Annotated in this window: 15 protein-coding genes and 1 pseudogene; 8 read left to right on the plus strand and 8 right to left on the minus strand. The window is 62.5% G+C overall.

Going from position 1 to position 21689, the window contains the following annotated elements; genetic code table 11:
* From LF41_RS04415 to LF41_RS04430, 4 genes and pseudogenes are all read right to left on the minus strand, one after another.
* Window positions 1-213: pseudogene (locus LF41_RS04415) on the minus strand (hypothetical protein); the annotation flags it as partial.
* Between the two features lie 142 nt (window positions 214-355).
* Complete coding sequence (locus LF41_RS04420) at window positions 356-1531, minus strand: thiolase family protein (RefSeq protein WP_036166499.1); 1176 nt, start codon at window positions 1529-1531, stop codon at window positions 356-358.
* A 98-nt stretch (window positions 1532-1629) separates the two neighbouring features.
* Window positions 1630-2787 (minus strand): isovaleryl-CoA dehydrogenase, encoded by a 1158-nt coding sequence (locus LF41_RS04425; RefSeq protein WP_036166502.1) that lies wholly within the window; start codon window positions 2785-2787, stop codon window positions 1630-1632.
* Between the two features lie 67 nt (window positions 2788-2854).
* Window positions 2855-3955 (minus strand): Glu/Leu/Phe/Val dehydrogenase dimerization domain-containing protein, encoded by a 1101-nt coding sequence (locus tag LF41_RS04430; protein WP_036166504.1) that lies wholly within the window; start codon window positions 3953-3955, stop codon window positions 2855-2857.
* 209 nt (window positions 3956-4164) lie between these two features.
* Between LF41_RS04430 and LF41_RS04435 the strand changes: the two genes are divergently transcribed.
* Entirely contained in the window at window positions 4165-5736 is a 1572-nt protein-coding gene (locus LF41_RS04435) for a tetratricopeptide repeat-containing sulfotransferase family protein (RefSeq protein WP_036166507.1), read from the plus strand.
* On the opposite strand, the gene pdxR is transcribed toward LF41_RS04435, so the two are convergent.
* A complete protein-coding gene (pdxR, locus tag LF41_RS04440; protein WP_036166509.1) occupies window positions 5722-7173 on the minus strand; it encodes a MocR-like pyridoxine biosynthesis transcription factor PdxR in 1452 nt (483 codons plus the stop codon). The genes LF41_RS04435 and pdxR overlap by 15 nt on opposite strands.
* 78 nt (window positions 7174-7251) lie before the next feature.
* On the opposite strand from pdxR, the gene LF41_RS04445 reads away from it, so the two are divergent.
* The 7 genes from LF41_RS04445 to LF41_RS04475 all read left to right on the plus strand — a co-directional run bounded on the left by LF41_RS04445 (window position 7252) and on the right by LF41_RS04475 (window position 17645).
* Window positions 7252-7938, plus strand: a complete 687-nt coding sequence (locus LF41_RS04445) for a glutathione binding-like protein (RefSeq protein WP_036166513.1) — start codon at window positions 7252-7254, stop codon at window positions 7936-7938.
* The gene (locus LF41_RS04450) at window positions 7935-8735 is read left to right on the plus strand and encodes an MBL fold metallo-hydrolase (protein WP_036166516.1); all 801 of its coding nucleotides are present in this window, start codon (window positions 7935-7937) and stop codon (window positions 8733-8735) included. Before LF41_RS04445 ends, LF41_RS04450 begins: the two co-directional genes overlap by 4 nt.
* A complete protein-coding gene (locus LF41_RS04455; protein WP_036166519.1) occupies window positions 8732-9202 on the plus strand; it encodes a cupin domain-containing protein in 471 nt (156 codons plus the stop codon). Before LF41_RS04450 ends, LF41_RS04455 begins: the two co-directional genes overlap by 4 nt.
* Window positions 9203-9317: 115 nt before the next feature.
* On the plus strand, window positions 9318-12755 hold the full coding sequence (locus LF41_RS04460) for a methylmalonyl-CoA mutase family protein (protein WP_036166522.1): 3438 nt from the start codon (window positions 9318-9320) through the stop codon (window positions 12753-12755).
* Between the two features lie 555 nt (window positions 12756-13310).
* Complete coding sequence (locus LF41_RS04465) at window positions 13311-16469, plus strand: RNA-directed DNA polymerase (protein ID WP_036166526.1); 3159 nt, start codon at window positions 13311-13313, stop codon at window positions 16467-16469.
* A gap of 316 nt (window positions 16470-16785) precedes the next feature.
* Window positions 16786-17034: an XAC0095 family protein gene (locus LF41_RS04470; RefSeq protein ID WP_036166529.1), complete on the plus strand. Its 249-nt coding sequence runs from the start codon at window positions 16786-16788 to the stop codon at window positions 17032-17034.
* A gap of 155 nt (window positions 17035-17189) precedes the next feature.
* Window positions 17190-17645: a hypothetical protein gene (locus tag LF41_RS04475; RefSeq protein WP_036166532.1), complete on the plus strand. Its 456-nt coding sequence runs from the start codon at window positions 17190-17192 to the stop codon at window positions 17643-17645.
* A 593-nt stretch (window positions 17646-18238) separates the two neighbouring features.
* Here the strand turns inward: LF41_RS04475 and LF41_RS04480 are convergent.
* The 3 genes from LF41_RS04480 to LF41_RS04490 form a co-directional block, all read right to left on the minus strand.
* Window positions 18239-18799, minus strand: coding sequence for a hypothetical protein (locus LF41_RS04480; protein ID WP_036166535.1), 561 nt, complete (start codon window positions 18797-18799; stop codon window positions 18239-18241).
* 166 nt (window positions 18800-18965) lie between these two features.
* The gene (locus tag LF41_RS04485; RefSeq protein ID WP_036166538.1) at window positions 18966-19679 is read right to left on the minus strand and encodes an NYN domain-containing protein; all 714 of its coding nucleotides are present in this window, start codon (window positions 19677-19679) and stop codon (window positions 18966-18968) included.
* 27 nt (window positions 19680-19706) lie between these two features.
* Window positions 19707-21632 carry a YaaW family protein gene (locus LF41_RS04490; RefSeq protein ID WP_036166541.1) on the minus strand — a complete coding sequence of 642 codons (1926 nt, stop codon included), beginning with the start codon at window positions 21630-21632 and terminating at the stop codon, window positions 19707-19709.
* Window positions 21633-21689 lie beyond the last annotated feature (57 nt).

Raw genomic sequence — 21689 nt, forward strand, 5'->3', positions numbered from 1 at the left:
GGCGTCGGCAGCGGCGGCGGCCGTGTCGGCAGCAGCCTGGGCAGCGTCGGCGGCAGCGGCGTCGCCAGTGGCGGCGGCGTTGGTGGCGGCCTGCTGGGCCTCACCGGCGGCTTCGGACGCTTCGGCGGCCGAATCGGCAGCCTGCTGGGAGTTCGTGCACGCGGCCATGGAGAGACCCAGGGCAATGGCGAGCAGAGCCTTATTGATGGACATGATCACTTTCCTCGTCGTAGGGATCGGCAACGCGCTTCTGCGCGCCAATATCAATCTCAACCGGCGGTTGTCGCGTGTCAAGTGGCTTGGCCGGAACCGGTCAGCAATGTCGTTTGCGACTTCACGCAAAACAACGATTGCTTCACGCGATCTCGACAGCGATCGCCGTCGCTTCGCCGCCACCGATGCACAACGCAGCGACGCCACGCTTGCCGCCACGCGCCTTCAACGCGTGCAACAACGTGACGATCAAGCGTGCACCGCTCGCGCCGATCGGATGACCGAGCGCACACGCCCCGCCGTTGACGTTGAGCTTCTCGTGCGGAATTCCGAGTTCGCGCATCGGCGCCATCGCGACGCACGCGAACGCTTCGTTGACTTCGAACAGGTCCACCTCCTCGGCTTTCCAGCCCGCCTTTTTCAACACGTTCGCAATCGCAGTCACCGGCGCGGTGGTGAACCATTCCGGCGCCTGCGAGTGCGTAGCGTGCGCGACGATGCGTGCGAGCGGCGTGAGGCCCCGTTTAACGGCTTCTTCAGACGACATCACGACCGTCGCGGCCGCGCCATCGTTGATCGACGACGAGCTTGCGGCGGTGATCGTGCCGTCCTTCTTGAACGCAGGCTTCAGCGTCGGGATCTTCGCCGGATCGATCTTGCCCGGGCCTTCGTCGGTGTCGATCGTGACATCGCCCTTGCGGCCCGCCACGACGACCGGAACGATTTCATTCTTGAACGCACCCGAGGCGACCGCGCCCTGCGCGCGACGCACGCTCTCGGCGGCGTACGCATCCTGCTCTTCGCGCGTGAACGAATACTTCTCGACGCACGATTCACCGAACACGCCCATCGCCTGCTTGTCGTACGGATTGGTCAGGCCATCCCACGCCATGTGGTCGAGCATTTCGACCGAACCGTACTTCGTGCCGGTGCGCGAGTTGTTGAGCAGGTGCGGTGCGTTGGTCATCGACTCCATGCCGCCGGCGACGACGACATTGGCCGAACCGGCCTTGATCAGGTCGTGCGCGAGCATCACGGCCTTCATGCCCGAACCGCACACCTTGTTGATCGTGGTGGCGCCGGCGCTGGTCGGGATCTTGGCGGCGATGGCGGCCTGGCGGGCGGGGGCCTGGCCGAGTCCGGCCGGCAGCACGCAGCCCATGATCACTTCGTCGACCTGGTCGGGGGCCACACCCGCGTGGTCGAGCGCGCCGGCGATGGCGGCCGCGCCGAGGGTCGGGGTGGGAACGCCGGTGAACTGGCCCAGCAGGGAGCCCATTGCGGTGCGCTTGGCACCGACGATGACGATGTCGGACATGGATCGAGCCTCGGGAGGTCAGGCCGGCAAAGGTGGTGCCGGAACGACCCCGATTCTAGGTCCGAATGTTGCAGTGCCGCAAACGTGTGGCCGGGGGTTCAGGACTTCCCGTCGAACAGCTCCCGCCCGATCAGCATCCGGCGGATTTCGTTGGTGCCCGCGCCGATGGCGTACAGCTTGGCGTCGCGCAGGATCCGGCCGGTGGGGAACTCGTTGATGTAGCCGTTGCCGCCGAGGGCCTGGATGGCTTCCAGCGCGACCTGCACCGCGGCTTCGGTGGCGTGCAGCAGGCACGAGGCCGCATCGATGCGCGAACGATGCCCCGCGTCGAAGTCACGGCCGACCTGGTAGGCGAACCCGCGCGAGGACTGCATCGCCGTGTACATGTCGGCGATCTTGGCCTGCATGATCCCGAAGGTGCCGATGGCCTCGCCGAACTGCTTGCGCTCGCGCACGTAGGGCAGGGCGATGTCCATCGCGGCCTGCATCAAACCGATCGGGCCGCCCGTCAGCACCAGGCGCTCGGTGTTCAGGCCCGACATCAACACCTTGACGCCCTTGTGCACTTCGCCGAGCACGTTCTCCTGCGGGATCTCGCAGTTCTCGAACACGAGCTCGCACGTGTTGGACCCGCGCATGCCGAACTTGTCGAGCTTCTGCGCGGTGGAAAACCCCTTCATGCCCTTCTCGACGAGGAAGGCCGTCATGCACTGGCTGCCCGCGTCCTTGCCGGCGGTGCGCATGTAGACGATCAGCACGTCGGCCTCGGGGCCGTTGGTGATCCACATCTTGTTGCCGTTGGCGACCCAGGTGTCGCCGCGCAATTCGGCCTTGCACGCCATCGAACCGACGACGTCGGAGCCGGCGCCCGGCTCGCTCATGGCGAGCGCACCCTTCCACTCGCCGCTGCACAGCTTCGGCAAATACTTGCGGCGCTGCGCGTCCGTGCCGTTGGCGTAGAGGTTGCTGACGCACAGGTTGGAGTGCGCGCCGTACGACAGACCGACCGAACCCGACGCACGCGAGATCTCTTCCATCGCGACCAGGTGCGCGAGATACCCCATGTCGCTGCCGCCGAACTCGCCCGGCACCGTCAGCCCGAGCAGGCCCATCTCGCCGAGCTTCGGCCACAGGTCCTGCGGGAAGACATTCTCCTCGTCGATCTTCGCCGCACGCGGCGCGATCTCGGAATCGGCGAAACGGCGGACCGCCTCGCGCAGTGCATCGATGTCTTCACCCAAGGGGAACGCGCGCATCTGGAACTCCGGAATCGTGAGGTTCGCACAGCAGAACGGGGCCGAAGCCCCGTCCTGAATTTACAACTTAGTGGCCGCGGATGCGTCCCTGGAAACGCGGCTGCGCGCGGCCCAGCGGAAGCTTGAGCTTGCCGATGGCGCTGATGCGCTCCTCGGCGAGGCGGTCGGCAGCCTTGTAGGTCGGGATGCCGTCGCGCTCGCTGATTTCATAGATGCGCGCGAGGTTGTGGTAGATCGTGCGCATCATGCGCATCGCGCGTTCGCGGTTGTAGCCGTCGATCTCGAGCGACACGTTCATCACGCCGCCCGCGTTGACCGCGTAATCCGGCGCGTAGACGATGCCGCGCTTCTCGACTTCGTCGCCGATCTGCGTGTTGGCCAGCTGGTTGTTGGCCGCGCCGCAGATGACCTTCGCCTTGAGGCGGGGCAGGGTCTGCTCGTTGACGGTGGCGCCCAGCGCGCACGGCGAGTACACGTCCGCCGGCACGTCGTAGATCTCGTCCAGGCCCACTGCTTCGGCGCCGTATTCGCTGACGGCCTTGTCGACGAGCGACTTGTTGATGTCGGTGACGAAGATCTTCGCGCCGCGCTCCTTGAGCAGCTTCACGAACTCCATGCCCACGTGGCCGAGGCCCTGCACGGCGTAGGAGTACTTGCCGACTTCCTCGTCGCCGTACTTCTTGTTGAGCGTGGCCATCAGGCCCTGCAGCGTGCCGTAGGCGGTGAACGGCGAGGGATCGCCCGAGCCACCGTGCACCTGGTGCACGCCGGTGACGTATTCGGTCTCGCGGTACACGTATTCCATGTCGTTGACGTCGATGCCGACGTCTTCGGCCGTGATGTAACGGCCGCCGAGCGATTCGACGAACTGGCCGAACGCACGGAACAGCGCTTCGGACTTGTCCTTCGCCGGGTCGCCGATGATGACGGCCTTGCCGCCGCCGATGTTCAGGCCCGCCACCGCGTTCTTGTACGTCATGCCGCGCGAGAGGCGCAGCACGTCGTTGAGCGCGTCGGCCTCGGTCTTGTACGGCCACATGCGCGTGCCGCCCAGCGCGGGGCCGAGCACGGTGTTGTGGATGGCGATGATGGCCTTCAGGCCCGCATCCTTGTTGTGGCAGAACACGACCTGTTCGTGGCCGTAGGTGTCGAGCGTTTCGAAAATCATCGGGAGCTCCGGTCGAGCCGCCCCACATGCGCGGGCTGCGCAGCGTGGACGACACCGACAAGTCGAGGTAAGTCGTTGAGATTCCTGGAGACTGCGGTCGAAAGGCGCGCATGGGCGCCCTCCGCAGGCGGCGCAGTCTACTCCAATCGTCCGGATCGGTCGTGTGTAGCGGCCGCTACAATCACGGCCAAGACCCGATGGATCGACCGATGCAACCGCAGTCCCTGCAGGCCTGGCAAACCGCCGAGCGCCTGCTGAACGCGCAACAGCTGCCGCAGGCGCGCGCGGCATACACCGCCCTCACCAACGCACCGGACGTCGCGGCGCTGGCGCACCTGCGCCTGTCGCTCATCGCCGGGCGCGAAGGCCGCCTGCGCGAAGCCACCCACCACGCGGTGGCCGCGTGGGAAGCCCGGCAGCCCGAAGCCGACGTGCTGGGCATGATCGCCAAGCGCCTCTTCTCGCTGGGCGAACTCGAGCTGGCCGCCGGCATCGCCACGTACGACGCCGTACTGACCGCCGGCGACCCGGGCCTGCATTTCGAACTCGGCAAGCAGATGTCGGTGGCGATGCTGCCCGGCCACGCGCTGCCCCTGCTGGAACGCGCGCGCGAACTCGGCCTCGACACCGGCCAAGTGCGCTATCTCATCGGTTTGTCGAAGATGCACACCGGCGACATCGACGGCGCGCAACGCGAACTCGAATCCGCGCGCATCGCCGCGCCGGACTTCCCGCAGGCCGCGTGGTCGCTCGCCAAACTGCGCACGTGGACCGACGCCGACAATCACGTCGAACAATTGCGCGCCGATGTCGCACGCATCGGCGAAGACCGCCCGGAGTCGGCGCTGTTCCACTACGCGCTGGCCAAGGAACTCGACGATCTCGGCCGCGCGGATGAAGCCTGGCCCGTGCTCGACACCGCGATGCGCCTGCGCCGCGCGAGCGCGCAATACGACGCGGGTGACGCGCAACAGTTGTTCGCGCACCTCGGCGCGCTGGAAGGCGGCGTGTCCGACCTGGTGAAACGAGACGACGACGCCACGCCGATCTTCATCGTCGGCATGCCGCGCTCGGGCACGACGCTGCTCGAACGCATCCTCGGCGCGCACTCGCAAGTAGCCGACGCCGGCGAGCTGCTCGACTTCACCCGCCAACTGCGCTGGATGGCCGACCGCCAGGGCCCGGCGCAACTCGACCTCGCGCTCGCACGGCAAGCGACGGACATCGACTTCGCCGAACTCGGCCGCCGGTATCTCGACCACACCCGCTGGCGCACGCAGGGCAAGCCGTACTTCACCGACAAGATGCCGGAGAACTTCCTCAACGTCGGCTACATCGCCCGCGCGCTGCCGCACGCGAAGTTCCTGCACGTGATGCGCGACCCGATGGATACGTGCTTCTCGAACCTCAAAGAACACTTCGCCAGCTTCTACGGCCACACGTACGACCAGGTCGAACTGGCGAACTACTACAAGGGCTATCGCCAGTTGATGGCGCATTGGCGGCGCCTGTATCCGGACCGCATCCTGGATGTGCGCTACGGCGAGCTCACCATCGACACCAAGCGCGTCACGGGCGACATCCTCGAGTTCCTGGGTTTGCCGTGGGAAGACGCCGTCCTCTCGCCCGAGAAACGCACCGGCAGCGTGGCGACCGCGAGCACGACGCAGGTGCGCGAAGCGATCCACCAGCACGGCAAGAACAAGTGGCGCAAGTACGAAGCGCAACTTGCGCCGCTGAAAACCGCGCTGGGCTCGTACGGTTACTCAGCGCGCGACTGATTCCAGCGCGCGCTTGAGCGAAGCCAGGCGCGCGCTGATTTCATCGGCATCGATCACCCCGTAACCGAACACCACCGCCGGCTCCGCCAACGGCGCCATCGCGTACTCCGCGATCGACTGCGCCCCGGGCGCATGCTCGCGCATCAATCGGAAGAATCGATCCGCGCCACCGGGGTCGCGCAACCGCGCCGCCGTATGCATCCCGGCCTCCGACGGAATCGGATCCAGCCACCGGTCCATCGCCTCCAGCCCCGCGAACAACGCCGCGCGCCGCTCCGCGTAAATCCCGCGCATCTTCCGCACGTGCCGGGCCATGTGTCCATCGCGAATGAAGGCCGCCAGCACCGATTGCGTGATCGCATCGCTGTGCGAATCCACGCACTGCTTGACCTGCGCCAGCGGCGCGCGCGCCCACGGCGGCGCCACGATGAAGCCCTTGCGCAACGCCGGGAACAGACTCTTCGAGAACGTGCCGACGTAGAACACGATCCCGTCGCGATCCAGTGTCTGCAGCGCATCCAGCGGCCGTCCACCGAAGCGGAACTCGCCGTCGTAGTCATCCTCGATGATCACCGCGTTGCGCGACCGCGCGTAATCCAGCAATGCCATCCGCCGCCGCAACGACAACGCCGCGCCTGTTGGCGATTGGTGCGAGGGGGTGACCATCACGATGTCGACGTCGTTGTCGCCCAGGCATTCGACGCACAACCCCTCGTCGTCGACGCGCATCGGCACCAGTTCCGCGCCGACCGCCGCGAACGCCGCACGCAATGACGGATACCCCGGATTCTCCACCGCGACCCGCGTCTTCCCCGGCGTCACCAACAACCGCGCCAGCAGATCGAACGCCTGCTGCGCACCGGACGTCACGATCACATCGTCCGCCGTACACGCCACCGCCCGCGCGAACGCCACGTGCTGCGCGATCGCCGCGCGCAACGGTGGCAAGCCTTCCGACGGCGCGTAACGGAACGGTTGCTTCGAAAACGCCTGCAACGTCTGCGCCGTCAATCGCCGCCACAACGCATGCGGGAAATGCCGATGGTCGCCGACGCCCAGGCGAAAACTGCGCTCCGGCAATTCGCGCGTCGCCATCGATGGCATGAACGGCGTGCGCCAGAACGGCGCGAGCCGCGCATCCTCCACCGGCAACGGCGCATCGGGCTTGCGCATCGCACGCCCGCGCACGTCGGCGACGACCGCCTTCGCACCGCGACGCGGCATCACGTAACCCTCGGCGACCAGCAAGTCGTAAGCGGTCACGACCGTGTTGCGCGCCACCTTCAATTCGATGGACAGCGTGCGCGACGAGGGCAGGGCGGCGCCGGCGGCCAGGCGGCCGTCGAGGATCGCCGCCCGCAACTGCTGGTGCAGCGAGCCCGCCAAGTGGCCCGCAGCCCCGGTCAGATCGGGCGCGAAGGGGAGAACTGGTTCCATGAAGTCTCTCCGAAGTGGTCCGGACGCTGGGCCAGATTGCCGCCACCCTACACCCACGGACACCCATCGGAGGACTCGATGCTCGACCTGTACTTCGCCCGCTCCCCCAACGGCATGAAGCTGGTGCTGTTCATGGAAGAACTCGCGCAGCTTGGCGGCCCGATGCCCGCGCACCGCTGGCACCTCATGCGCCTGTCGGCCGGCGAGCAACACACGCCCGCGTTCCTGACGATCTCGCCGAACAACAAGATCCCCGCGATCGTCGACCACGCGCCCGCCGACGGCGGCCCGCCGCTGCCGATCTTCGAATCGGCCGTGATCCTGGAATACCTCGCCGACAAGACCGGCCAGCTGTTGTCGTGCGACCCGCGCACGCGCATCGAAACGATGCAGTGGGTGGTGTGGCAAGCCGCTGGCCTCGGGCCGATGGCCGGGCAATCCGGCTGGTTCCGCACGCACGCGCAGCAACGCGATGCGTATGCGATGGAACGCTACACGAAGGAAACGCACCGCCTGTACGGCGTGCTGGATCGCCGCCTGGAAGGCCGCGAATTCATCGCAGGCGATGCGTACTCGATCGCCGACATCGCGACCTGGCCGTGGATCGTCTCGCACGCCGGCCACGGCCAATCGCTCGATGACTTCCCGAACGTCCAGCGCTGGTACGAAGCGATTCGCGCACGCCCCGCGACGCAACGCGCCTTCGCCGATTACGTCGACGTGTACGCCACCCCGAAGTTCTCATTGGAAGAGGCCCTCGCATGACACCCTGGATCTGCGCCACGTGCGCAACGCAGTACGCCCCGAGCCACGAACCCCCGTCGAGTTGCCCCGTCTGCGAAGACGACCGCCAATACGTCGACTGGGCCGGCCAACGCTGGACCACGCTCGCCGAGCTCCAACGCAAATACCCGGTGCGCATCGGGGAAGACGCGGGCCTGCTCGCCATCGACATCCCCGGCTTCGCCATCCCGCAACGCCTGCTGCACCTGAAAACCGACGGCGGCAACATCCTGTGGGAATCGCTCGGCATCGTGACCGACGAAGCCGTGGCCGCATTGCAGGCGAATGGCGGCGTCGACTGCATCGTCGTCTCGCACCCGCATTTCTATTCCTCGATGATCGAATGGAGCGAAGCGCTCGGCGGCGTCGGCATCCTGCTGCACGACGCCGACCGCGAATGGGTGCGCCGCCCATCGCCCAACGTGAAGTACTGGCGCGGCGACACGCTGTCGCTCTCCAACGACGTCACCCTGATCAACGTTGCTGGCCACTTCCCCGGCAGCACCGCACTGCACTGGAAGAACGGCCCGCGCGGCCAGACGTTGTTCCCCGGCGACGCGCCGCACGTCGGGCAAGACCGCAAATCCGTCAGTTTCATGCACAGCGTGCCGAACTTCACCCCGATGAAACCCTCGGCCGTGCGCCGCATGCGCGAGCTGCTCGCCCCGTACGACTACGACGACGTGTACGGCTTCTCCTGGGGCCGCAACATCCTCGGCAACGGACGCGCGGCGGTGGAGGCCTCCTTCGACCGATTCCTGCAACAGGTGGCCGCATGAACGCCTTCCTGCACGACGCACTGCGCGGCGCGCTCCCCTCGCGCGCCGTGGCCACCGCCGACCTCCCGTGGGTGCCTGCGGACGAACCCGGCAAATGGGCCAAGCCCTTGCGCTTCCTCGGCGACCGCGGCTTCGTCGAACTCCTGCGCATGGCCCCCGGCACCGTGATGCCGCTGCACCGCCACACCGGCGAAGTACACGTCCACCAACTCACCGGCCAACGCCAGTTGTGCACCGGCGAAATCCTCGGCCCCGGCGACTATGTGCACGAACCGGCGGGCCATGTGGACTGGTGGAAGATCGTCGGCGACGAAGACTGCATCGCCTTCGTCGTGGTGATGGGTGACGTCGAATTCATCGGCCCCGGCGGCGAGGTGCGCGCGGTGGCCAACGCGCAAACCCAACGCGCCGACTACAAGCGCTACTGCGAGTCCCAGCGCGTCCCGATGAAAGACCTGGACGCATAGCACCCCCTCCCCCGCAGGCAGGAGGGCTGGGGAGGGGCCGGGCTCCCCCGACGGCCTTTAACTCCCCCGGCGCTACAATCCGGAATTCGTCGAATCCGTATTGAGCCGCCGCCCCATGAGCACCCCCGCGACCGAAGCCACCGCGCCGACCCCGCTGACCGAGACCAGCCCGCTGCGGTTCGTCACCGCCGCCAGCCTGTTCGACGGCCACGACGCCGCGATCAACATCATGCGGCGCCTGATCCAGGGGCAGGGCGCGGAGGTCATCCACCTCGGGCACAACCGCTCGGTGGAGGACGTGGTGCGCGCCGCGTTGCAGGAAGACGCCGACGCCATCGCGCTGTCGTCCTACCAGGGCGGCCACGTCGAATACTTCAAGTACATGGTGGACATGCTGCGCGAGCGCGGCGCCTCGCACATCCGCGTGTTCGGCGGTGGCGGCGGCACGATCACGCCGGAGGAAATCCGCGAGCTGCAGGACTACGGCGTCGAGCGCATCTACCACCCCAACGACGGCATGCACATGGGCCTCGTTGCGATGATCGAAGACGTGGTGCGCCGCGCGACCTCCGCGCGCCAGCCCGTCGAGAAGCCGCATCAGGTTGACCTGTCGAACGAGATCGCCATCGGCGCGATGCTCAGCGCCATCGAAGAAAGCGCGCTCGACGAGTCCGAACTCGCCCACCTGCGCAAGCAATGGCACCTGGCCGGCGGCAAGACGCCCGTCATCGGCATCACCGGCACCGGCGGCGCCGGCAAGTCGTCGGTCACTGACGAACTCCTCAACCGCTTCCTCGCGTCGTTCCCCGAAATGCGCATGGCGGTGATCTCCGTCGACCCCACCCGCCGCCGCACCGGTGGCGCGCTGCTGGGCGACCGCATCCGCATGAATTCGCTGCGCAGCAAGCGCGTCTTCATGCGCTCGATGGCCACGCGCCGCCAACACATGGCGACCAACGTGGTGCTGAAGGACTGCATCGCGTTCCTGAAGTCCCTCGGCTACGACATGGTGATCGTCGAAACCGCGGGCATCGGCCAGTCCGACTCGGAGATCGTCGACCTCGTCGACTTCCCGATGTACGTCATGACCAGCGACTTCGGCGCCCCGAGCCAGCTGGAAAAGATCGACATGCTCGACTACGCCGAACTGGTGGTGCTCAACAAGTTCGACAAGCGCGGCGCCGAAGACGCCCTGCGCGACGTGCGCAAACAGTGGAAGCGCAACCGCGTGGCCTTCCAGACGAAGGACGAAGACGTCCCCGTCTACCCGACCATCGCCAGCCAGTTCAACGACCCCGGCATCAGCTGGATGTTCGCCAACCTCACGCGCCTGCTGCGCGAGAAGCTGCAACTGCCGGCGGAAAAGTGGACGCCGGAGATCGACACGTCGTTGAAGGAACCGCGCGCCACCGTGCTGATCCCCGGCGCCCGCGTGCGTTACCTCGCGGAGATTGCGGAGCAGGGCAGGAGCATCAACACGCGCATCGAATCGCAGTCGGAGATCGCCGACCGCGCGCAGGCGTATTGGCAATCGCTGCAGGCGCTCGACGATGCGAAGTTGCCGAAGGCGTTGGACCTGTACACCGGCGATGACGCGATGGAAGGCGACAAGACGCTCGCCACGCTCCGCCAGCGTTACCAGGACGCCATCCACTCACTGGACAGCGAAGCCCTCAAGCTCCTGCGCGAATGGCCCGCCCGCCTGAAGTCGATCACCGACGACGTCAACGAATACAAAGTCCGCGACAAGGTGATCCGCGTCGACAACTACCGCGAATCCCTCAGCCACCAGAAGATCCCGAAGATCGCCGCCCCCACCTACAAAAGCTGGGGCGAACTCCTGACCTTCCTGCAGAAAGAAAACCTGCCGGGCTACTACCCGTACACCGGCGGCGTGTATCCCTATCGCCGCACCGGCGAAGACCCCATCCGCATGTTCGCCGGCGAAGGCACGCCCGAACGCACCAACCGGCGCTTCCACTACTTGAGCGTCGGCCAGCCCGCCGCGCGCCTGTCCACCGCGTTCGACTCGGTCACGCTGTACGGCGAAGACCCCGCCGTACGCCCGGACATCTACGGCAAGATCGGCAACTCGGGCGTCAACATCGCCACGCTCGACGACATGAAGAAGCTGTACTCCGGCTTCGACCTGTGCGCGCCGACCACGTCGGTTTCGATGACGATCAACGGCCCCGCGCCGATCATCCTCGCGATGTTCATGAACACCGCGATCGACCAGCAAGTTGAGAAGTATTTGCGTGCCGACCAAACCCGTTGGGACGAAGCGCACGACAAGATCGAAAAGATGTTCGAAGGCCGCAAGCGCCCCGAATACAGCGGCATGCTGCCCGAAACCAACGATGGCCTGGGCCTCGGCCTGCTGGGCGTGACCGGCGACCAGGTGATCGACGCTGAAACGTACGCGCGCATCAAGGAAGACACGCTCAAGACCGTGCGCGGCACCGTGCAGGCCGACATCCTGAAGGAAGACCAGGCGCAGAACACGTGCATCTTCAGCACCGAATTCGCGCTGCGCATGATGGGCGACATCCAGCAGTACTTCGTCGACCAGCAGGTGCGCAACTTCTACAGCGTGTCGATCTCGGGCTACCACATCGCCGAAGCCGGCGCGAACCCGATCTCGCAGCTCGCCTTCACCCTGAGCAACGGCTTCACCATCGTCGAGTACTACCTCGCGCGCGGCATGAAGATCGACGACTTCGCCCCCAACCTGTCGTTCTTCTTCAGCAACGGAATGGACCCCGAATACACCGTCATCGGCCGCGTCGCCCGCCGCATCTGGGCCCGCGCCATGCGCGAACGCTACGGCGCCGGCCCGCGCTCGCAAATGATGAAGTACCACATCCAAACGAGCGGCCGCAGCCTGCACGCGCAGGAAATCCAGTTCAACGACATCCGCACCACGCTGCAGGCCCTGTACGCACTGTTCGACAACTGCAACAGCCTGCACACCAACGCCTACGACGAAGCGATCACCACGCCCACGGAAGAAAGCGTCCGCCGCGCCGTGGCGATCCAGATGATCATCAACAAGGAACTGGGCCTCAACTTCAACGAAAACCCCTGGCAGGGCAGCTTCATCGTCGACAAGCTCACCGACATCGTCGAAGAAGCCGTCTACAAGGAATTCGAAGCGATCAGCGAACGCGGCGGCGTCCTCGGCGCCATGGACACCATGTACCAACGCGGCAAGATCCAGGAAGAAAGCCTGTACTACGAACACAAGAAACATGACGGCTCGCTACCGCTGATCGGCGTGAACACCTTCCTGCCGAAGGATCATGGCGGGGATATCGTTACGGAGATCGAGCTCATTCGATCGACCGAAGGCGAGAAGGGGCAGCAGATCGAGAACGTGGGGAACTACCAGCAGCTGCGGAATGGGGAGAAGGGGTTGGCGTTCTTGCAGAAGACTGCGCGAGAGAGGCAGAACGTGTTTGCGTCTTTGATGGAGGCGGTGAAGACGCATTCGCTGGGGCAGATTAGCCATGCGTTGTATGACGTGGGTGGGGAGTACCGCCGCAACATGTGATTGCTTTGCTCCCTCCCCTGCAAAGCAGGGGAGGGCCGGGGGGCTAGCACTTAGCGAGAACTCCAGCCATGCCTACACGGACGATTCAACCGCATACTCCGTGAACGTCTCCCGCGGAAGCGGCAGCGTATTCGGCGCCTCTGATCGGCATTGGGCGCATAGCGTGCTCGCCTTCGCCTTCGGCGTCCGTCTTGACGCGCCATATGCAGCGAGTGCGCGTTTGGCCTTGGAGGCCCCGGCAAGCGCCGAATCAACCGGCGGCTGTTTTATGAAAGTCGGTGCGAGCGATATCACGACGATGAGGCGAAGATCTGAGAGGCGATAAAGAGTCGTCGTAAACTTACACGTTTGCGGAGCGTTGCCAGCCGCATAGTAAAAAGCGATCGAGTGAATATCGGTCACTACCCATTTGGCCGTTCGACTTTCGTTGTACCGTTCTCCCGGGAATCTTGGCGCGAGCTATATCTGGCCGAAGTTGAAGGGTTGTTTACAGTCCCTTCAGCGCTCTGTGTCGGATGAGTGCTTACGCGGGCGAAATCAGCGGGGGAATGGGGAATGGATTTTTCAGCGATCGAAAGCTGGTCCAGCATTGAAGCCGGCCATTTGTTCTATGCGTACAGGAAAGCAAAATCCGACTGCTTTTATGACCGTACGCCGGATAGTGCTGAGCGCTTTGTTCGGTATGAGGAGGATCTCGCGCGGAACTTGTCCTCGCTCTTCGAACGGCTGCGTGCTGGTCAGGTTCTGAATGTGCTCGGTGTTTCGCACGACAGCGTTCGAGTCGTCGCAAAAAAGCTTTCGGTTGAATCACGAACGACTCAATTGGAACAAGAGGATAAAGAGTCTCTCGTCGAGCCAACTCCCGGTCATGCATTCTTTTCCGACGCAGATCGCGCATTCGCTCGGATGCTGCGCCACTCCAAGGTTGTGCCAGAGTTTAGATTAATCGGCGACTTCAACGTTGATATCCATGTGCTGTCTGCACTCTGGATTGCCACGGTCGGAGACAAGCTAGATAAGGCGCTGCGACCCTCCGCATACGGAGCGCGATTGAGGCGAACTCGCCCGGAACCGGGGGCCCGCGACGGCGAGGTCGGCAATTTTCACACCGAAGCGCTAGGGTCCTTCCAGCCTTACTTCATGCCCTACAAGCGATGGCGAGAGGGAGGGCTCGCTGCAATTCGCAGCGAACTGAAAGCTGAACGCCAAGTTGTTGCCATGTCTCTCGACCTGGCGAACTACTATCACCAGATTGATCCAGCATTTCTCGGAGACCCGAAGTTTTTTTCCTCTTTAGGAGTGGAGCTGACGCCTTGGGAATCCCAGTTCAACGCGGACTTTGTTCAATTTCTACTGAACTGGTCATCTGTCGCGGCGGGGCGGCTTATGGAGCTTGGCGCGACGATCATGAGCGGCAAGGCCGGGATTCCCATTGGAATTGCCGCGACGCGAGTTATTTCGAACGCGCTGCTGGCGGAATTAGACGCTGATATTGAAACTGGCGTGGCGCCTGTCTATTACGGCCGGTACGTTGACGACATTTTTCTAGTGCTAAGAGATCCCGGGCATCTTCTCGACGCGGGTGATGTCTTGCGCTACATAGCGAATCGAACAACCAGCTTTCCGCGCGACTTTGGCGCCGGTGCGATTCAACTGCAGCTTCGCGGTGGGTATCAGGGCGAATCCATACTTGCGTTGCAGCAAAGCAAGCAAAAGGCTTTTTTTCTTACCGGTAGAGCAGGGCTCGACCTGCTCGATAGCATCGAGGCGCAAATACGAAGTGTGTCAAGCGAGAGGCGTCTAATGCCGTCTCCTGACAAATTGAGCTCGATGGCGTCGGCGAAGGTCCTGAGCGCAGCGGCTAGCGGTGGTGAAGAGGCCGACACTCTTCGTCGTGCGGATGGTCTATCAGTTCGGCGCTTGAGTTGGGCATTGCAGTTACGCGCCGTCGAGATACTTGCTCGCGACCTTAAGCACCAGGATTGGAAGAAGGAGCGGGAAGAATTCTACCGATTCTCAAGAAGCCATATTCTTCGCGCGGACAAGATTCTTGATCACTTCGATTACTTGGCCCGTCTATTGTCGCTCGCAGTTGCGATGACCGATTGGTCGGAGGCAAAGCAGCTGTACGATGCTGCGGTTTTCGCGCTTAAAGAATTGCAAGGCAAGACGCACGGAGAGGCTCGTGTAAATGGCATCGATAGCGCCAGTTTGCCAGGGCTATGGACCGGCATATTTGAAACGTTGGCGGATTTTGCTCGCGACGCAATCTTGAGTTCGATTCGCTGGAATACCGTGACATGTACTCCACATGTGCTCCCGCCGGTTGCAATCAAGCTGTGCCGAGAGCTGGGATTGAGCGGCGATTCTGAAATTGAAGCGCGGGCTCTCGCCTATCGGGAAGCCGATCTCGCCAAAACGCCTTACAAGCAGCACATCCGGATAGCTGCAGCGCGACATCGCCCTGCCATCGATGGCGAAGGCATGGTAACTGCAGAGTACGCCCACCTGTCTGATCTTCTGGACTTCTTGAACAAGTGCGAAGAGACACCGAACTCGATCGCAGCAGCCAGAGTAAACGAGCGATTGCGAGGTATGGCGAACGGCGTGGCCTCGCTCTTGCCGTACGTATTTCCAACGCGTCCGTATTCGACTCAGGAAATATCTTTGTTCTTGCCGGAGCATTGCGTTCTAGGCGATGAGCAGGAGAGCGCTAGAAATTGGGCTAGATTTACTCGCGCTGTTCGTGGGTCGTGGGTCTGGGGTGTCACGTCGGCCTCGAGTCGAGTTAGGTCTGCCGGCTTCGCCGGAAATAAGGATCGAGACGTCGCCTACCTCGGAGACGGCGAGACCGACAAGCCAATTCATCTTGGTATCAGTAGTCTCTTGACTGAGGACAGTACTTGGAGCTTAGGTGCTGCCGGTAAGCCAGATGTGAGTCGAGAGCGCTACGCACGGATTGAGTGCATTGTTAACCAAGCAATCCAAGCCAAGCCTCGGCCAACCTATCTCTTGCTCCCAGAGTTGTCGCTTCCGGATCGTTGGATCGATACGGTTGCCGGAATGTTGTCGAACGCTGGCATCGGCCTGATTGCGGGGCTTGACTATCAAATTTCCAAGGAAGGAAGTATCCATAGTTCCGCGGTGTTGGTGTTGTCAGACACTCGCCTCGGGTACCCAGCTTCCGTCGAAATTCGACAGGTCAAATCGCTGCCTGCGCCGGGCGAGGATAAGAACTTGCAAAAGGATTTTGGGCTGAATTGGACTGAGTTGCCCCTGAACAAGCCGGTTTACGTACACAGGGGGCTAGCGTTTGGGGTGCTTGTCTGCTCAGAGCTGCAAAATGTTAGTCACAGACTGCAATTTCAGGGGGACGTAGATTGTTTGATGGTTCTGTCGTGGAATCCGGACATCGAGACGTTCTCGGCTCTAGTCGAGTCTGCGAGCTTGGACGTGCATGCAAGCATCGCCCTCGTAAACAATCGACGATATGGCGACAGTCGAGTGCGCGTTCCTGCAAAGAAGGCTCACCTAAGAGATGTTTGCAGGCTCAGGGGCGGCAAGAACGAGCATCTTGTGGTTGTCGAACTGCAAGTTGATGACCTGAGGTCCTTTCAGAGTCGTGCCAATAGGTGGCCTGAGGAGAGCGATCCGTTCAAGCCTGTTCCAGAGTCATTTGAGATCGCACCCTACCGCTGGCGCGTGCCGAAATAGCAGGGCGTTCGTTCGTTTGTGGCAAAGTGGATTTGGAAAATTCGTATCGACATTGCGTCACGCCCTGCTTGAGATCGGCAGGTCAAGTGCGAATGATGCACGAGGAGTTTAGAAGCTCTCACTAGCAAGCATCCCAGTCAGTTGGCGTGTCACTTCCTCGCTCCTCCGAGGCGGCTCACGATCTCTCTGCGTCGGGAGGGTGGCTAATACAAAACCGCGCAAGCGGAAATACGCCCACCGGCTAGTGCGGCTTCTAACCTCCCGACACCCTTGCGTCGCACCCCGCGACGCAAGCTTCCCCACTCGGAGGTCGATCATGCGCAACAAGTCCCCGCGCGCCCGCGCTGCGTCCGCGTCTCTCGATATCATCCTTCCGCTCGCCTCGAAGCTCTCCCTCGTCCAGATGCGCGATCACCTGCGCTTGCTGGCGGGGCTCATCGATCACCCCGGTGAAGCCGCCGAGGCCGCCGCCAGGTTCACGCCCGATTCGATGGCGTGGTGCCTGACGCGCATGGCGCAGGATCTCGACGACGTCATCGTCGCCGCACACCCGAAGTTGAACTGACCGCCAGTCGCTGGTCGACGGCATCGCCTCCTACCACGAAGGGAGGCGTCGCCGCTCGTCGGTTCTGCCCGATGGTGTATCTGCACCAAGTGGCAATAGCTCGCGCGTTTGCGGCGTGAGAAGACTTCTGCACACTTCAATGCAGGAGCGGTTCCGTGTCGCAGAATCTCGTTTCGATCACCATCACGCCCGAGCAGCAGGCCACTGTCCTGCAAGCGCTGGCCCAGATCGAGGCCGTGCTGAAGGACCTGATTACCTTGGCGCCGCCACAGCGCAAGAAGATGAAGTACATGGGCAGCAAGTCCGTCGACTTCACCCGCACCACCATCCGCACCGCCAGCAGCAACCCGGACGTCCTGCCGCCCAACCTGGACATCGCCGGCGCGGAAGCCGACGTCGCCGCCCTCGACATGCTGCTTCCCATCATGGAGCGCGTGAGCCAGTTGAGCCAACGGATCGATGACACCGTGGCAGCGCTCGGCAGCGACTCCTTCGCCACGGCTCGCAAGGCCTATGCGCAACTCAAGCTGTCCGGATTGGCGGCGGGCCTGGAGGGCCTGGTCAAGGCCTTGGGCGGGACGTTCGCGAGACCGTCCAGGAAGAAGAAGTAGGGCGCGACGGTGGCGAGGTGATCGACGAACGCTGGGGCATCATCGGAGAAGGAATTTTCTTCTCCGATGAACTCCAAAAGGTCTGTCGAGAACGAAAAGCGTTCGTTGATGAAGAAATTTCCTTCGCGCTTCAACGATTGGACATCTCCGGAGAACGAAACTCGTTGATCGGAGATGTACTCGCGCTCTCCGGGGAAGAAATTTCCTTCTCCGGATCAGGTTTGGCGCATCGGCAAGGCGCCGATCAAATGGTGTGGAGGGGAGGAATCGAACCTCCCTCGTTACTCCTCGCTAGCAATCCAATTTCCTCACCAGTCTCTCTCTCGTCCAGGGGAGCTAGCCGACCAGGCCTCCACAGTAACGTTGCTCCACACCAAACGCGAACAGCAGAAAGGATGTTCAGGTTCATCGCAAGTACTCCCATGGCCAGAATGTAAACAGTCATGGAGAGGTCGATTGCTCCCCCGAACGAGATAGCAAAGGTGATTCCCAAGGTTGCCTTCACCGCGAAGCCGGTAATCCGCAATGAATTGCGGACTCATTGCGCAATGGAGACGATATTAGGTTGCGGAGCGGGCAGAGACAAGATGCGATCAAAACCAATTATCCAGGCTCTGCCTTAGCGCGGCACGGAAGGCCTCGATGCCGATGAACTTTGATCCCGACTTTATCCATTTGAGCCCGCGAGATTCAGAAGGTTTCTTGGCTGCGTGGTCCAGATAGTTTTCGACGACGGTAAACAACTCAAAGAATCCGTGGATCAGATTGGCGTTGTCGAGTTGAACAACTTGAACGTCCTCAATCTGGTCGTCCTTAAACTTGAAAAATACAACGCAGGGCAACCCGGCTATCTCGTGTACGTCGAGCGTAGTCAGGAATTGAGCGTTGAACTTCTCAATAGATTTCTCACCGCCTCGATGCAGGTAGAAGATGCTAAGCCGGTCGCCCGACAAGCGATCGAGCTTCGCGAACACACCTTGATCCTTCAGGATCTTGCGAACGGAAGCGTCGTTGAAATCATAGAAGATGAAGGCAAACGCTTGGGCTCGGCCGTCGGCTAAATGTTCTCGCAAGATGTCGTCGAACCGCCCAATGAAAGTATCGACGCTGTGACCAATTCCTTGGCTACGGCCCTGCTCAAATATCGGGATCATGTGCGCCCCTGAATGATGAACTCTCGAAACCCGGCCTGAGCGGGCGTGGGCTGACGAATCGGATCGGGGGACGCGAGACAATCGACATCTCGTTCTCGCGTTCCGCGCTCTCGATAGTGATCTACGCAAAAGAGACAGAGAAACGGCATGCGCAAGTTTTTCGCAGTCACCTGCTGATTGCGTCCCTAATGCGGACGTAGAGGTGGGTGGCCGCGCCGTCGGTACCCGTCACCTGCTTAACCTCCAGAAATGGCAGATCACGCACCAGTTGCCCGAGCTTTTGATAACCGTAGTTGCGAGGGTCGAACGATGGGTGACTTTTGGCCGCCAGGTGTCCGACGTTGGCGAGTGCGGCCCAGCCGTCTTCCCGAGTGGAGTCCTGCACCGCAGGCCGTAGGATCGTCTCCGCAGACAGCGTGACTGGCTGGGGTTCGGACTTCTTGTCCGCGCCGCGAAGGATTTCCAGGAAAACGAACTTGTCGCAGGCGCTGACGAAAGCCTCGGGCGTCTTGTGCTGACCGAACCCGAATACCTCCATGCCCGACTCGCGCAGGCGAGTGGCCAAGCGGGTGAAGTCGCTGTCCGACGACACGATGCAGAAGCCATCCAGCCCGCCGGCGTGCAGCAGGTCCATGGCATCGATAATCAACGCAGAGTCCGTCGCGTTCTTGCGGGAGACGTAGCTGAATTGCTGCATCGGCTGGATAGCCAGCTTATGCAACCAATCCTTCCACGGGCCCAGATTGGGTGTCGTCCAATCGCCGTAGGCACGCTTGACCGAAGCGGTGCCGTATTTGGCGATCTCCGCGAACAACTCCTGCGCCACGCTCGGTTGCGCGTTGTCTGCGTCGATCAAGACTGCGAGTTTCTTGTTGTGCATGGATCCCCTTGGTTACTCCGGATGTCGTCAGCTCGTGGCCATTTCCGCCACGCGTCCATTTCGTATGACAAGCATCAATTCAAGTGGGCTACGGCTCTCGTGCATCAGTCGTTCAAACTCCTCCGCCATCACCTCCGTCTGGTGCTCCAGGGCGGGCAAGCGCGCCTGCTGGGCGATCCGCACGGTTTCGCGGCTCGCCTGTAGCTCGATGCGGCTGTCTCCCCACGCCGAAAATTTAGATAGCTGCCTTCCTACGCTGTCACGCATCCTGTCGATGGCACCCTTCGGCCCCAGCATCCATGCCACGTTCTCGCGAATGCGCTTCTCACGCCCCTCGACTGAGTGGCGGGTTTCCGGAAAGTTGCACAGCAGGCGGCAAGCCATCATGCGCGCGGCCACGCAGAGCTTCCAGAGATGAACGACCTCATCGAAGTCACCTTGCAGGCCAGTCAGCTTGTCGCGAAAAACGGTCATGCCGAACTTGCCGTCATCCTTGGCAGAGCTGGCCTCGGCGATGAGACCTTCGATGTCCGCATGGAGATGGTTTTGCACCCCCAGCAGGCTCAGTTCCATGCTTTCCAGTTGCTTCTCGAAGACATCGCGGATTTCGCCCGCCATGACGGAGTCTGCAATCTGCCGCAAGTACTGCGTTGCACTGACGATCTCGGCCTGGCGTTGGCGCTTCTGAAACGTGCTGATCTGATCGACGCCTTGCTGAATATCGTCGAGGCGGGCACTGATATCGGCCAAGTGCTTTTGCGCCAGGGCCATCGACGCGACATTGAAGACCGCTGCTGCATTCACGACCTTCGACAGGTCGCCATCGAACAGGCGGACGTGTTCCGTAATCTTTCCGTCAGTACCCTGGACGAACCCGCGGAAGCCGTTGCCGTCCTTGGCAAGCGTCAGCGGACCGTTGACCACGACCTTCATGAATCGCTCGCCCGACACTTCGTTGGCCAGCGCTGCAGTCGGTGCGGCCTGCAGTAGTGGAGAGAGTCGACTGATCCCGACCTTTTCGACATCCAGTCGCTTGGCCGAAGTTGGCAGCTCGTGAATGGACAGGTCCGACATGGAGAACGTGTCTTGGCCTGCCTGGTCTTTGATAACGAATGACCCCGGACTGTGCAGATGCGTCACGTTGCTCCCAGCTGATTCTCGCTTCTCGGCCTGGACAATCGCGACAGCGTCGGACACTCGCTCGTTGATCAGGCGAATGCGGATCAACTGGTTCACGCAAGGCAGCGTGATGCGATGCGAGGACACTGTGGAAACGACCTTGCCCATCAAATTCGGCGCGAGCCCACTGGCGGTCTTGCCGATCGCCTTGCCAGCCAACATGCCGAGAGCTCCGAATCTTGAGACGGCCGCCGAGGCGCCGTCCTCTGCCAAGTTCGAATGCGCGTGCAGCAAGTCGGACGGGTACTCCGCCCCGCACAAGAATGAAGCCAGCGCCATCAGACCCTCATCTGTCGTCAGGGCGTCGGACACAGCGTTCCAGCTCGCCTGGGTTTCCAGGGCATTCGCGATTTTCGCCTGAAGCTCCGGCGTGCCCAGATCCCAGAGCATCTCGGCCTGGCGACGCAGCACAGCCAACTCCAACAGCTCCACCTGCTGATCACGCTTGCCTACGAACCTCAGGTGATCGAGCGTGTCGTTGAGGATTTCGGCGTACGACACACCGGCGCCCCGCACCAGGTTGGCTGCCGCGTTGCCGCCATAGTGCTGCAGCTCCGCAACGAAGACCTCCAGTGCCCCGTCGGTAAACAGTTCCCTTTTGGTGGCGGTCTCGACCATCGCCCTGACCGCGGACCCCGTCGCGACTCGGCCTGTTCCCCCTAGCAGCGTGTCCCAAAGCTCCTTGATGGTGCTGACGGGAAGGCCTCTCAAACGCTCAACCAAGAAATGGTCTTTCAGGATGTTCAGACCATCCGTGTGCTCAGCCTTACTCATGTCGTCCCCTGAAAAATGTTCCCCGCGAGAAGTGCGGGACCAGCAATATTTTTAGAA

The sequence above is a fragment of the Lysobacter dokdonensis DS-58 genome, assembly GCF_000770795.1.
Lineage (GTDB): Bacteria > Pseudomonadota > Gammaproteobacteria > Xanthomonadales > Xanthomonadaceae > Noviluteimonas > Noviluteimonas dokdonensis.

What these genes read in the sequence shown, in the direction of transcription:
- LF41_RS04420 (WP_036166499.1), bottom strand. Translation starts at nt 1,531, where the DNA reads ATGTCCGACATCGTCATCGTCGGTGCCAAGCGCACCGCAATGGGCTCC.
- LF41_RS04425 (WP_036166502.1), bottom strand. Translation starts at nt 2,787, where the DNA reads ATGCGCGCGTTCCCCTTGGGTGAAGACATCGATGCACTGCGCGAGGCG.
- LF41_RS04430 (WP_036166504.1), bottom strand. Translation starts at nt 3,955, where the DNA reads ATGATTTTCGAAACGCTCGACACCTACGGCCACGAACAGGTCGTGTTC.
- LF41_RS04435 (WP_036166507.1), top strand. Translation starts at nt 4,165, where the DNA reads ATGCAACCGCAGTCCCTGCAGGCCTGGCAAACCGCCGAGCGCCTGCTG.
- pdxR (WP_036166509.1), bottom strand. Translation starts at nt 7,173, where the DNA reads ATGGAACCAGTTCTCCCCTTCGCGCCCGATCTGACCGGGGCTGCGGGC.
- LF41_RS04445 (WP_036166513.1), top strand. Translation starts at nt 7,252, where the DNA reads ATGCTCGACCTGTACTTCGCCCGCTCCCCCAACGGCATGAAGCTGGTG.
- LF41_RS04450 (WP_036166516.1), top strand. Translation starts at nt 7,935, where the DNA reads ATGACACCCTGGATCTGCGCCACGTGCGCAACGCAGTACGCCCCGAGC.
- LF41_RS04455 (WP_036166519.1), top strand. Translation starts at nt 8,732, where the DNA reads ATGAACGCCTTCCTGCACGACGCACTGCGCGGCGCGCTCCCCTCGCGC.
- LF41_RS04460 (WP_036166522.1), top strand. Translation starts at nt 9,318, where the DNA reads ATGAGCACCCCCGCGACCGAAGCCACCGCGCCGACCCCGCTGACCGAG.
- LF41_RS04465 (WP_036166526.1), top strand. Translation starts at nt 13,311, where the DNA reads ATGGATTTTTCAGCGATCGAAAGCTGGTCCAGCATTGAAGCCGGCCAT.
- LF41_RS04470 (WP_036166529.1), top strand. Translation starts at nt 16,786, where the DNA reads ATGCGCAACAAGTCCCCGCGCGCCCGCGCTGCGTCCGCGTCTCTCGAT.
- LF41_RS04480 (WP_036166535.1), bottom strand. Translation starts at nt 18,799, where the DNA reads ATGATCCCGATATTTGAGCAGGGCCGTAGCCAAGGAATTGGTCACAGC.
- LF41_RS04485 (WP_036166538.1), bottom strand. Translation starts at nt 19,679, where the DNA reads ATGCACAACAAGAAACTCGCAGTCTTGATCGACGCAGACAACGCGCAA.
- LF41_RS04490 (WP_036166541.1), bottom strand. Translation starts at nt 21,632, where the DNA reads ATGAGTAAGGCTGAGCACACGGATGGTCTGAACATCCTGAAAGACCAT.